The sequence below is a fragment of the Microcoleus sp. B13-B6 genome (assembly GCF_036705405.1).
Classification (GTDB): domain Bacteria; phylum Cyanobacteriota; class Cyanobacteriia; order Cyanobacteriales; family Microcoleaceae; genus Microcoleus.
On the sequence record NZ_JAUBUJ010000036.1, the window covers coordinates 60,888 to 72,854 of the forward strand.

At 43.3% G+C, this 11,967-nt stretch carries 12 protein-coding genes, 1 tRNA gene and 2 pseudogenes; 12 read left to right on the top strand and 3 right to left on the bottom strand.

The window, feature by feature from the left end:
- Window positions 1-173: 173 nt before the first annotated feature.
- The 7 genes and pseudogenes from QUB35_RS17965 (at window position 174) to QUB35_RS17995 (ending at window position 5,796) form a co-directional block, all read left to right on the top strand.
- A pseudogene (locus tag QUB35_RS17965) lies at window positions 174-1,443 on the top strand (RNA-guided endonuclease InsQ/TnpB family protein).
- Window positions 1,444-1,488: 45 nt separating this feature from the next.
- Window positions 1,489-1,959, top strand: coding sequence for a DUF4079 domain-containing protein (locus QUB35_RS17970; protein ID WP_333143153.1), 471 nt, complete (start codon window positions 1,489-1,491; stop codon window positions 1,957-1,959).
- Between the two features lie 152 nt (window positions 1,960-2,111).
- Window positions 2,112-2,861, top strand: coding sequence for a hypothetical protein (locus tag QUB35_RS17975; protein WP_333143144.1), 750 nt, complete (start codon window positions 2,112-2,114; stop codon window positions 2,859-2,861).
- A complete protein-coding gene (locus QUB35_RS17980; RefSeq protein ID WP_333143145.1) occupies window positions 2,851-3,309 on the top strand; it encodes a DUF7689 domain-containing protein in 459 nt (152 codons plus the stop codon). Before QUB35_RS17975 ends, QUB35_RS17980 begins: the two co-directional genes overlap by 11 nt.
- A gap of 125 nt (window positions 3,310-3,434) precedes the next feature.
- Window positions 3,435-3,977, top strand: a complete 543-nt coding sequence (locus tag QUB35_RS17985; protein WP_333143146.1) for a type II toxin-antitoxin system antitoxin SocA domain-containing protein — start codon at window positions 3,435-3,437, stop codon at window positions 3,975-3,977.
- Window positions 3,978-3,981: 4 nt separating this feature from the next.
- Window positions 3,982-4,593, top strand: a complete 612-nt coding sequence (locus QUB35_RS17990; RefSeq protein ID WP_333143147.1) for a type II toxin-antitoxin system PemK/MazF family toxin — start codon at window positions 3,982-3,984, stop codon at window positions 4,591-4,593.
- A 279-nt stretch (window positions 4,594-4,872) separates the two neighbouring features.
- Window positions 4,873-5,796 (top strand): leucine-rich repeat protein, encoded by a 924-nt coding sequence (locus tag QUB35_RS17995; RefSeq protein ID WP_190737909.1) that lies wholly within the window; start codon window positions 4,873-4,875, stop codon window positions 5,794-5,796.
- 76 nt (window positions 5,797-5,872) lie between these two features.
- On the opposite strand, the gene QUB35_RS18000 is transcribed toward QUB35_RS17995, so the two are convergent.
- Together QUB35_RS18000 and QUB35_RS18005 are read right to left on the bottom strand one after the other, a co-directional pair.
- On the bottom strand, window positions 5,873-6,055 hold the full coding sequence (locus tag QUB35_RS18000) for a hypothetical protein (RefSeq protein ID WP_190737907.1): 183 nt from the start codon (window positions 6,053-6,055) through the stop codon (window positions 5,873-5,875).
- A 405-nt stretch (window positions 6,056-6,460) separates the two neighbouring features.
- Window positions 6,461-6,531: transfer RNA gene (locus QUB35_RS18005), tRNA-Cys, on the bottom strand.
- Between the two features lie 201 nt (window positions 6,532-6,732).
- Here QUB35_RS18005 and cpdA point away from each other — a divergent pair.
- The 3 genes from cpdA to QUB35_RS18020 all read left to right on the top strand — a co-directional run bounded on the left by cpdA (window position 6,733) and on the right by QUB35_RS18020 (window position 10,121).
- On the top strand, window positions 6,733-7,500 hold the full coding sequence (cpdA, locus tag QUB35_RS18010; protein WP_333143148.1) for a 3',5'-cyclic-AMP phosphodiesterase: 768 nt from the start codon (window positions 6,733-6,735) through the stop codon (window positions 7,498-7,500).
- A 203-nt stretch (window positions 7,501-7,703) separates the two neighbouring features.
- Entirely contained in the window at window positions 7,704-9,182 is a 1,479-nt protein-coding gene (locus QUB35_RS18015) for an alpha-amylase (protein WP_333143149.1), read from the top strand.
- Window positions 9,183-9,344: 162 nt separating this feature from the next.
- Window positions 9,345-10,121, top strand: a complete 777-nt coding sequence (locus QUB35_RS18020) for an SDR family NAD(P)-dependent oxidoreductase (protein ID WP_333143150.1) — start codon at window positions 9,345-9,347, stop codon at window positions 10,119-10,121.
- Window positions 10,122-10,210: 89 nt separating this feature from the next.
- On the opposite strand, the gene cofG is transcribed toward QUB35_RS18020, so the two are convergent.
- Window positions 10,211-11,161, bottom strand: a complete 951-nt coding sequence (gene cofG, locus QUB35_RS18025; RefSeq protein ID WP_333143151.1) for a 7,8-didemethyl-8-hydroxy-5-deazariboflavin synthase subunit CofG — start codon at window positions 11,159-11,161, stop codon at window positions 10,211-10,213.
- On the opposite strand from cofG, the gene QUB35_RS18030 reads away from it, so the two are divergent.
- Window positions 11,145-11,381 carry a hypothetical protein gene (locus QUB35_RS18030; RefSeq protein WP_333143152.1) on the top strand — a complete coding sequence of 79 codons (237 nt, stop codon included), beginning with the start codon at window positions 11,145-11,147 and terminating at the stop codon, window positions 11,379-11,381. The genes cofG and QUB35_RS18030 overlap by 17 nt on opposite strands.
- A 142-nt stretch (window positions 11,382-11,523) precedes the next feature.
- Window positions 11,524-11,967, top strand: a pseudogene (locus tag QUB35_RS18035) (photosystem II q(b) protein); the annotation flags it as partial.

Sequence of the window (11,967 nt, forward strand, 5' to 3'; positions counted from 1 at the left end):
CTCATACCGTATATTTTTACCGTCGCACGAGACGGCCTGACTGGTATGCTAAGTTTTATGAAGTATCATAAAACTTGATTAAGTTTGTAAGCATCAATAAACAATAGTAGTATCATATAGTCAGGAAAGTCAAACAATAAAATGTTGCGATCTTTGAAAAATACAGGTACTAAATGCAACTAGCAGAGAGGCATATCATTAAATCTACGGAATACCGTTTCGCCCAGATTGATGAATTAGCTTTTAAATCCAAGAATCTCTACAATGCTGCTAACTACGTCATTCGTCAGAGTTTTGTTTATGGATGGAGTTACATCAATTACAACGAAATGAACCGTTTGATGAAGTCTCATCAAGCATACAAGGCAATGCCCGCAAAAGTCAGTCAGCAAATCTTAATGATACTAGATAAGAATTGGAAATCCTTTTTTGAAGCGGTTAAAGCTTACAAAGTTGATTCCTCTAAATTCACTGGTAGCCCAAAAATGCCCAAGTACAAGGATAAGGTCAAAGGGCGAAACATTCTCGTATACACAATACAAGCAATTAGTAGCAAACTGTTGAAGAAAGGGATTATTAAGCTTTCGGCTACTAATCTATCAATCAAAACCAAAGTAAATCCCGATCGAATTTGTCAAGTTAGGTTGGTTCCCAAATGTGATTCTTATGTGATTGAGGTAATTTATGACAAGTCGGAGTCCACCATCAGCGATGATAAATTCGTAGCTAGTATTGATTTAGGACTGAATAACTTAGTGGCGTTAACTTCAAATCAGCCGGGTTTTATCCCGCTACTGATTAACGGGCGACTCTTGAAATCAATCAATCAGTTCTACAACAAACGTAAAGCACAGTTACAATCTCAATTAAAAGGAAGTCGCAAGAGTTCATCCCGCATTCAACGGTTAACTCGCTGTCGCCACCCAAAAATTGATAATTACTTGCATCATACCAGTCGCCTGATTGTTGACCTTTTAATCGCCAAAGAAATTGGGACGTTGGTAATTGGCAAGAATGTACAATGGAAAACTGAGATTGATTTGGGAAAGCAAACTAATCAAAACTTTGTCAGTATTCCCCACGCTCGACTAATTGAGATGTTGGAATACAAAGCTCGATTAGTTGGAATCAAGGTACTAGAGCAAGAAGAATCTTATACATCTCGGTCTAATTTTCTCGATTTATATCCAATCCCTGTCTATGGAAAGACAGATAAGGATATTGTATTTAGTGGCAGGCGGATCAAAAGAGGTTTGTACAAGACATCAGTCGGTCAATTAATTAACTCCGATGTTAACGCTTCTTACAACATTTTGAGAAAAGCAATCCCAAATGCGTTTAGCTTTCTTGATAGGGAGCTGCGTAGTTCAGCCGAGGCGGGTCAATCCGCTTAAAGTGAAAGTGAAGGGGGAGGGACTTAATGCCTCCCATGTCATGTCATAAATGACTATACTTTTACTAGCTATGTTTGCTAATCCTCAGAACACTATGAATCTCGAAATTCCTCAGTCAGTGAAAGTTTGGAGCCAATTCATCCACCCTGTTTTAATGTGGGTACTGCTGGCCATCTCATTTTATGCTTTGTATCTGGGCATTCAAATCCGACGTACCAGAAGTGCCGAAGGCGAAGTCAAAAAAGAGTTACTTAAGGGCAAATTCAACGTCAAGCACCACCAGATGGGTTCTTTGCTGTTAGCCTTGATGGTTACGGTGGCGATCGTCGGGATGGCTGTCACCTACATCAACAACGGCAAGCTATTTGTGGGCCCGCACTTGCTAGCAGGGTTGGGAATGATGGCAATAATTGCGATCGCAGCCTCGCTGACTCCTTTGATGCAAAAAGGCAGTGATTGGGCGAGAAACACTCACATCTTTCTGAATATTGTGCTCTTGGGGCTGTTTGGCTGGCAAGCGGTATCAGGGGTGGAAATCCTGCAAAGAATTATCAGCAAAATGTGATGATTTGAGTAAGATTGCTAATTTAGGACTTACGCACAGACTCTACTTGTAGGGTGCGCCTAGCGCACCTTACCCTTTGTGTTTGAAGGAATGTATAAGTAAGCCAATTAGTCTCAAGTTAACTTTCTCTTAGGAAAGACAAGAAAACTAATATGCCTTCTTTAAAAATACATCGCCAATATCAATCCGGCATCGAAAAAATTATAGCCTTGGACAACTCAGTGTTTGAGGCTATTTTGACTGCGTTGAGAAAAACAGTCCCTGCGTTGCCTATTGATGATTTAGTCAGAAACGTAGAGTCAGAGGTAGAAAACACGAACCATGATGATTTAGTCAATATACTAGAGAGTATTATTCCTATATACGCTTTAAAGAAAACTTATGCTTGGACGGTGGAAGAACTAGCAGATGAGCTTATTGCGGCTGTTGATGAATTTGAAGAACTCTCTAACTTATCAACCGAAGAAAAAGAGCGATTTTGTGAAAAGCTTAATAGCTTGTTGATGCCGAATAGCTTTTTAGAATCGGCATCAAAAGCCAAAGATGTTTTAAAAGTATATTTGTTGCCTTCAGGAATTCCTGCTGATGACTTCCCGATTAAAAGCAAGGTAGAACTAGAAGCAGAGTTTAAGAAGTTCGCCGAAGAATGGCGCGTCGAAACGGGGATGCTATCATTAGTTACACAGAAATCAATGCACCAGGCTTATCAGAGAATTATCGGCATGGGACAGCCAGTTATCCCCTTGATTTTGCGTGACCTCGAACAAAAGCCAGACCATTGGTTTTGGGCGTTGAGGGCAATTACTGGTGACAATCCGGTAAAACCCGAACAGCGCGGCCGAATGAAGCAAATGGCCCAAGCCTGGATACAATGGGGAAAAGAACACGGTTATGAGTGGTAAGCTAGAGTACCGAAAAATATTGAGATTTCCTAACTTAGAGCTTACTGAATATCAAGTAACAAGTGAAGAAACAGTAGATTATAATTGTTTTGCTTTTGCTGCTGGAGAAGAGGAATGCAGATGGGACCCGGTAGACCCTGATGGGTACTGGCCGGATGGTGTTTCAAGAGAGTTAACGCTGGAAGCTTTTATCCAAGCTTATCAAACTATTGGATATGAACCTTGCGAGAATCGTGACCTTGAAGCGGGGTTTCAAAAAATAGCAATCTACACCTATAATGGCCAGCCACAGCACGCAGCCAGACAAGAAGAGGATGGTAAGTGGAAAAGCAAGCTAGGGGATTGGGAAGATATCGAACATGAATTAGAAGGGTTAGAAAATCCTAACTATTATGGAGTTGCCCAACAAATATTAAAGCGAGCGATAATCCTTCAAAATATTTCTTAGACGGCAATTCAACTTTTGAAGAATACACTCTTGGACGCACACACTCTATTTGTTACCATTGGGTATTTTTTATCTGCTTTAATAGCCAAGCTTTCCTTTGGATGATATAATAGAATAAAGTTAAATTGAGCGAACAAATTATAAGATTAATTAGGGAGCTTTTTGAAATTAAAAGAAGGAAAGCCATGCTAGAAAACCTGATCAAATACTTTGTGTACGCAACAAAAGGCTATATTACAAAAACGCAGTTAATCAAGTTTTTGTACTTAGCTGATCTTTATGCGGTCAAATGGACAGACAAGCAGCTTACTGATTTAGATTGGCGTTATTATTACTATGGGCCTTGGAATGAAGGCATAGAGGCTGCTTTAAATCAAATGAATGGCAAAGAGATTGTTCAAGAATCTCAGGGAGACAGTATATTCATCAGACTTGGTGAGGGAGCAGGTAATGTGGATGATTTAAAGTTACCTTTAGGTCTGAAGCTCATACTTGACAACATCAGGAGAGAATGGGCAGGTTCAGGAGAGGATAAACTGAATCAGTTACTAGAATATGTCTATAGCACTGCTCCCATGCTTGAGGTTAGATATAGCCACCAACCAGAGGAACAGGTGAGACTTAATCTATACAAAGAAAGAGAAAAGTTAATGAGTGAATTGGAGTGAGCGAGTGGCTGGACAAAAACCGCGTCAAGGTTGGATTTATTTTATCAATCCCTATAGAGTATCTCTTCGTTGCAAACTCGGTCATCATCATATTTATGAGATAAATGAACCAGGGGAGATTGAGTGCAAGACAATTTCTTGCACTCAGGTGATTAATTCGAGTCGGGTTTTTCGGGGAGAGCATCCTTATATCGTTTGGACAAGTGACCAATTTCAAGATGAATCTAAATACATCCAAACTTTGACGCTGATTCCGTTGACTTCACAAGAAACCTATAAAGGTTTGCCAACTGTATATCCGATTAATTCTACAAGCACAAATGGTCTTTCTAAGAATTCCTTCGCTCTAGTGCATCAGATATGTACTGTTGATGCTAACTGTTTTAAAGATTCGCAAGGGGATTGGCTTAAGCGAGTTGCACAACTGGATAAAGCAGATAAGGAAGCTATAGAGGAACGTTTAAAGTATTTTTTAAATCTTGGGGATAATTCGGGTGAAGATTGGTTGATTAAAAATGCGTCTCCAGAACTTTTACAGAAAGTGTTTAATCTTCTACCGGATGAAACCACAAAAAGTATGGCTATAGAAAAACTGATCGACGATTTGCGATCGTAGTCAATAGACATCTACAAAAAATCAAATATCGCGTAGGAGTACGGGTAGTGTCTTTTCGTAAAGGATGAAGAATAATCGACCTTTCGAGGAGTCTTACCCAGTCTGACTTCCAAAATAGAGTATTTTACTCTGTCCTTTACGAAATACCACTACCCTAAAACTGTCCGAAATTTCGGACAGTTTTAGCTAAGTTTTACTGCGGAAAGAAGAACTTGATAGACGAGAGATAGACTAAAATCATAGTCACACTAAAATGAATTTCACTGAGAGGCAAAGAACATGACGCGAGAGAAAGCAGTGCAGAGAATCGATCAAGCATCTGAGGAGAATTCGACAAAACTGGATTTGTCGGGGCTGAAGTTGAAAAAGTTGCCACCAGAAATTGCCAAGTGCATAAAACTTGAAACTTTGCTGTTGGGCCAAGATGAAGACAGACAGGTTGGAAATAGGTTAACTGAGTTTCCTAATGCTGTCCTTGAATTAACCAACTTAAAAATACTTAACCTCGGTTCAAATCGCATTACCTCCATCCCTGAAGCGATCGGGCAACTATCAAATCTGACAGAGCTGAACTTCTATTCAAATCGCATTACCTCCATCCCTGGAGAGATAGAGCAACTGTCAAGCCTGACTAAGCTTGACCTCAGCTACAATCGCATTACCTCCATCCCTGAAGCTGTCGGGCAACTGTCAAACCTGACAGAACTCAACCTCAGAGGAAATCGCATTACCTCTATACCTGAAACGATCGGGCAACTATCAAACCTGACAGAGCTTCACCTCGACAGTAATCAGATCACCTCCATACCAGAGGCGCTTGGGCAACTATTCAATCTGAGAAAGCTTGATCTCAACGATAATCAAATTAGAACCATTCCAGAGACGCTTGGACAACTGTCGAATTTGACAGACCTTATTCTTTTTGGTAATCAGATCACCTCCATACCAGAAGCGTTTGGGCAACTGTATAATCTGCAACTCCTTTACCTTTCTGATAATCAGATTACCTCCATCCCAGAGGCGCTTGGGCAACTGTCGAATCTGACAGAGCTTAGCATTGGAAGTAATCCGATTACCTCCATTCCAGAATCGCTCGGACAACTGTTCAACCTGAGATACCTTGACATCGAAGGGGATCAGATTATTTCCATCCCACAAGCGATCAGACAGTTGCCAAATCTGAGAATACTTGAGGACAGTTAGTGGAAATTGTTGTAGTGGGAGGCACGTAAGCACAACCACGCCCCTATGATGCTGTGTTAGGTAGAAAATCCAAAATCTAAGTGTAGTCAGAAAGCGCGTGCAGCGACAAAATCCGATCGTAAGCTCGCTGCTGTTCGCGCTCATTGAGAGCCAGGTGATAGGTTTGCGTATGCGTGGCTAAGCTGTGCCCCATCTGTTTAGCAGCCAGCGAGGAATCTAGCCCGAAACGAATCGCTCGAATCGCCCAAGCGTGGCGCAAATCGTAAGCGCAAAAGTCGAAGGGCGATCGGGCAAAAACTTACAAACGCGATCGCCAAGATCAGCATGGCATTCACCCGTAACAAGTGGTCTCTTAATGTCCGCTAGCTCCCACTATTCTGCCCACTCTGGTCTTAATGGTCAGCACTTTTTGCATTGCATTAAATTTGCATTACTTTCCGCAATCAATTATGCACATTTAAGTAGGTAGGCGGGATTAAACCGAATAATGTAACAGTATGTAAATAGGCTTAAGTCAGCCAGTAGAGAGCATTTGGACACTTTACATCGTTTACATAGTTGCGTTTTAAAGCGCCGACTTACTTAAATACAATTTACAGTCTATAATAAACCCAAAAACCTTGTCACACAAGCATTTAAGACTTATTAAAAATACTAAAAATTAAGGCGGCACCCAGATTTGAACTGGGGGTGGAGGTTTTGCAGACCTCTGCCTTACCACTTGGCTATGCCGCCGTTACGTCTGAAATTTGACGTTTTCTTATAGTACACCAAATCTCGAAAATTTTAACATACCTGTCAAAAATTTCGTAAAGCGCAGCTATCCCCAACGCGCGTGGGTTCCCCAAGGGTAGGGAATCGCCCTTTTTCCCCATATCCCCAAAACCCTTGTGGGAAGCTACTCTAGAACTATAGCAACGACCCGCCACACCAGCCATGACACCAGTTTCTCCCCTACTCGTCGCCCAAATCACCGACACTCACTTGTTTGCAGAGATCGATCGAGAATGGAAAGGCCTCTCAACAACCCGCACCCTCCAAGCAGTTCTCGATCGCTTGCAACAGATACAGCCGCCGCCCGACTTACTCCTACTCACAGGGGACTTGTCCCAAGACGAAACACCCGAATCCTACCAGCGCCTCGTCTCCCTCATCGCCCCCCTCGGAATTCCCGCCTACTGGATACCTGGGAACCACGACAACATCCCAGTCATGGCAGAAATCTTAAATCAGTCGCCTCTTTCCCCAGAAAAATCATGGATGCTAGGAAACTGGCAATTTCTATTACTTTCGAGTGTAGAAGCCGGATGCGACGGCGGGCGGCTTTCCCCAGAAAGCTTGCATTGGCTCGACTCTCAACTGCAACAAACGGGCGATCGACCTGTTATCATTGCCTTGCACCATCATCCTTTGCCGATCGACTCTGAAATAATGGATGGAATGATGCTGCACAATGCCGATGAATTTTTCGCAATTGTCGATCGATACCCTCAAATCAAAATCGTTCTTTGTGGCCACATTCACCAAGAATTTCAACAACAGCGGGGGTCAGTTACCTACTTGGGGACACCCAGCACCTGCATCCAACTTTTACCCAAAAGCCATCCGATTATACTTGACGAAATCCCGCCGGGATTTAGATTGCTTGAATTGGCGATCGACGGTACTTGGAAAACCAGACTTGAGCGAGTTGCCGAAGCATAGCCACCCTTTTAATAATTTTCCATAGCCTTAAAATAATTATTATCAAATTTACATTTTTTTGTCAATCCATCAACAGATAGATTGTGGTGAGCAACCCCATCTATTATTATATTTATTAACGATAGATTGCAGACCTACGTAAACTAGCAAGCTACGAACAAAAATCTATCTGGCAACATTACAAAACAGGAAAAACTAAATATATGTCTGAACTAAATGGCGTCATGATGCAGTATTTCCACTGGTACACACCCGCTGACGGCAGCCTGTGGAATCAGCTAGCGAAATCAGCAAAAGATTTAGCCAAAATAGGCGTTACATCCCTGTGGTTGCCGCCAGCATATAAAGGAACCGGCGGCGGTATGGATGTGGGTTACGGCGTCTACGACTTATTCGATTTAGGCGAGTTCGACCAGAAAGGGTCAGTACGCACGAAATACGGGACAAAAGATGAGTATTTGGCCGCGATAAAAGCTGCCCAAGATGCAGGAATTCGGATTTATGCCGATGTAGTCTTCAACCACAAATTAGGTGCAGATGCAGAAGAAGAAGCCGAAGCCACACCCTTCAATCCCGACAACCGGAATGACACCGTAGGCGAATATCAAAACATCAAAGCTTGGACGCATTTTACATTCCCCGGCCGCGACAAAAAATATTCCAGCATGGAGTGGCATTGGTGGCATTTTGACGCCATTGATTACAACGTTTACAACACAGAAACCCATGCCGTTTACCTGCTTAAAGGTAAAGAATTCGATCGAGGAGTAGACCTAGAAAAAGGCAATTATGACTACCTGATGGGTTGCGATTTAGATATGGACAACCCAGAAGTCACCGGGGAATTAAAATACTGGGGTGAGTGGTATGTCGATACAACAAACGTTGACGGCTTTCGCTTCGATGCCGTCAAACACGTAGCAGCAGAATTTTTCCAAGAATGGTTGGAACACGTCCGCCACTATGCCCAACGCGACCTATTTGCCGTCGGCGAATATTGGTCTTATGAAGTGGAAGCTTTGCACTACTTCCTAGAAGCAACGGACGGTAAAGTAGCCTTATTTGATGCACCCCTCCACTACAACTTCCACGCTGCTAGCAAAGCCGGTAATAGCTATGATTTGCGAACAATTTTTGATAACACTCTCGTCCAACAGCAACCCGCCCTCGCCGTTACCTTGGTAGACAACCATGATTCCCAGCCCTTACAATCCCTAGAATCAGTTGTCGAAGCTTGGTTTAAACCTCTTGCCTACGCTTTAATCCTGCTACGGCGCGAAGGATATCCGTGCATTTTTTACCCGGATTATTACGGCGCTAACTATAAGGATACAGCAAATGATGGCAATGAATACGAGATTTGGTTAGACAAACATAAGTTTATGGTAGATAAATTCTTGTTCGCGCGCCAAACTTATTCCTACGGCAATCAGTACGATTACTTCGACCACGCCAATACCCTTGGCTGGACGCGACTCGGAGATGAAGAACATCCGGGCGGCATGGCTGTGGTACTCAGTAACGGAGGCGATGGCACTAAGTTTATGGAAGTCGGACAGCCGAACCGAACTTATATTGACATCACCGAACACATCCAAGAACCCATCACAACTAATGAGGATGGTTGGGCTGATTTTAGGTGTAACGCCGGTTCAGTTTCTGTCTGGGTTCCGCAGCCGTAAGGACTGTGTTAACAGCAAAAAGTAAAAAGCAAGATATCTTTTTACTTTTTGGTTTCATATTTTTAATAGCTAAAATCTATCTATAGTTAGGACTAAAGCTCTCTCTTTAGTCCTATTTTTAGGCGAGGCGATCGTGTATAATGTTATTTTACATAAAAAATTATGAAACTTTCACAAAAAGTAGCCGTTATTACTGGCGGAGGGTCGGGAATTGGTCGTGCAGCAGCAATTTTAATGGCAAAGGAAGGCGCAAAAGTTGCTATTATCAATCGCACTTTAGAAACCGCGCAAGAAACCGTCCGCCAGTTGGTCGATGAAGGAGGCTGCGGGCTAGCTGTTGCAGCAGATGTGGCCGATTCTCTGCAAATGCAACAGGCATTTCAAACCATTTTTGATGAATATCAAAGAATTGATATTGTGTTCGCAAATGCGGGTATCAACGGTGTATGGTCGCCGATAGAAGAGATGGAACCCGAAGAGTGGGATAGGACAATTAACACCAACCTCAGAGGAACATTTTTGACGGTAAAATATGGAGTTCCTTATTTAAAAAAACAAGGAGGTTCCATCGTGATTACATCGTCGATTAATGGCACCAGAAGTTTCAAGAAAGTGGGCGCTACAGCTTACGCCTCCAGCAAAGCTGCCCAAGTAGCTTTAGCGAAAATGCTGGCGCTAGAACTTGCTCCCAGCAAAATCAGAGTCAATGTTATATGTCCGGGCGCGGTGCTGACTGCCATTGAGGAAAGCACCACGAAGCGACATATCGATCGCATTCCAGTCGCGCCTGAGTCGATTCAAGATATGATTCCTTTGACTGATAATACCGCCGGTTCTAGTGAAGAAGTCGCCCAATTAGTTTTATTTCTGGTATCAGATGCGTCCAGCTTTATCACAGGTACTGAAGTGTGGATTGATGGGGGCGGTTCTTTGATTTAAAATCTCAATAGTTTATTTTTATCACTCGGCGGTTGAAACCGCTTCTTGTCAAACGAAGTCCGCCTGCGCGGACTAAGAAATAAGAATTTCTAATGACTAACTCTCCATTGTTTAACAGCAGTTTGCAATTTCTGTGGCAGCCACTTATCGTACTGAGGATAAACAGGCAAACGCTGCACAAGTTGCCATCCCGCTGCTGCTAAAATTTCTGTTAAAGTTTGGTGGTGCAGGTGAGGATAATCGGGATTAACTTCATCCCGCGGCCCAATTCCTCCTAAATCTCTAGCACCTGCTTCTAAACAAGCCAGCAATATGTCTGGCTGTGCAACTAAATTTGGCGGAATTTGCAACCTGATTTCAGATGGTAAAATGCTGCGGGCGATCGCAATTACTTCCGGCATTTTTGTAGCATCAAAAATTTCACCGTCCCAACTTTGCTGATTTCCCGGACTGTGTGGCTGGAGGATAACTTCTTGAATGTGATTGTATCGCGAATGAATGCGGGCGATCGCCTCCAGCGTCTCAATCCAATCTGCCTCACTTTCCCCAATTCCCAGCAGCAAACCAGTTGTGAATGGAATCTTTAATTCCCCAGCCCATTCTAACTGTTGCAGCCGCAGCGCCGGCACTTTACTCGGTGCGTGCCGGTGAACAGTTTGTAACAAATGTGGGGCAAGCTGTTCTAGCATCAGCCCCATCGATACATTTACCTCTTTTAACAGTGCCATCTCCTCAAAGCTGAGCGGCCCCACATTAGTATGTGGCAAAAATCCCAGAGCAAGTGCCAGTTCGCACAAATCGTAAATCCGCTGCAACCAAGCTTTTCGCCGTTTACTTTGAGGATGTACCTCGCCGCTGAGGATCAGAATTTCAATTACACCTTGAGTTTGCAGCCGCAAAAGCTGTTTTTCGGCTTCTGCGAGTGTCAGCCAAGGACTTTGCAGCGGTTCTGCCCGAAAATTGCAATAGGTGCAGCGGTTAAAACACTCGTAAGTGGGAACCAGAGTATAAGCAGGGCTGTAGGTGACGGTGCGAGACATTCCTTGGGATAATTATCGATCGGACTTACGCAGTAACATATATCTGTGCATTGCGAGTTTTGCGGTTGGCGATCGCAACCCTTCATCTATCTTAACACTGACGCAAGCCCGGAATCTCGTTGCCCAGGTAGATTATGAGTATTCTTCTTTCGTGGGCGATCGTCCACAAATTCCGCACTCAGCTTTTCAACTCCTTATACAGCAAGCCTTATGGCTTTGAATAAGCATAATTTATGTTAACTATAAGAAAATCTGTGCTTAGAAGGCCTTTACAAACTGAAATAAAAGCTTTATGTTTATTTACATGGCGGAACACAAAGCCGTCACGAACATTGAAAACCAAATAAAGCAATCATAAACAAATGACAACAACCTTACAGCAGCGCGAAAGCGCCAACGTCTGGGAACGCTTTTGTGAGTGGGTCACATCAACCGACAACCGGATTTACATCGGTTGGTTCGGAGTCTTGATGATTCCTACCTTGCTCAGCGCCACCATTTGCTACATCATCGCCTTCATCGCTGCTCCTCCAGTGGACATCGACGGCATCCGCGAACCAGTAGCAGGTTCCTTGATGTACGGTAACAACATCATCACAGGTGCTGTTGTTCCCTCATCCAACGCGATCGGTCTTCACTTCTACCCAATCTGGGAAGCAGCTTCCCTCGATGAGTGGTTGTACAACGGCGGCCCTTACCAATTGGTAATTTTCCACTTCCTCATTGGCGTTTTCTGCTACATGGGTCGTGAATGGGAATTGTCCTACCGCTTAGGTATGCGTCCTTGGATCTGCGTCGCTTACTCT

Bases quoted from the DNA above. Each gene is read 5' to 3' on its own strand.
- QUB35_RS17970 (WP_333143153.1), top strand. From the start codon at position 1,489: ATGAATCTCGAAATTCCTCAGTCAGTGAAAGTTTGGAGCCAATTCATC.
- QUB35_RS17975 (WP_333143144.1), top strand. From the start codon at position 2,112: ATGCCTTCTTTAAAAATACATCGCCAATATCAATCCGGCATCGAAAAA.
- QUB35_RS17980 (WP_333143145.1), top strand. From the start codon at position 2,851: ATGAGTGGTAAGCTAGAGTACCGAAAAATATTGAGATTTCCTAACTTA.
- QUB35_RS17995 (WP_190737909.1), top strand. From the start codon at position 4,873: ATGACGCGAGAGAAAGCAGTGCAGAGAATCGATCAAGCATCTGAGGAG.
- cpdA (WP_333143148.1), top strand. From the start codon at position 6,733: ATGACACCAGTTTCTCCCCTACTCGTCGCCCAAATCACCGACACTCAC.
- QUB35_RS18015 (WP_333143149.1), top strand. From the start codon at position 7,704: ATGTCTGAACTAAATGGCGTCATGATGCAGTATTTCCACTGGTACACA.
- QUB35_RS18020 (WP_333143150.1), top strand. From the start codon at position 9,345: ATGAAACTTTCACAAAAAGTAGCCGTTATTACTGGCGGAGGGTCGGGA.
- cofG (WP_333143151.1), bottom strand. From the start codon at position 11,161: ATGTCTCGCACCGTCACCTACAGCCCTGCTTATACTCTGGTTCCCACT.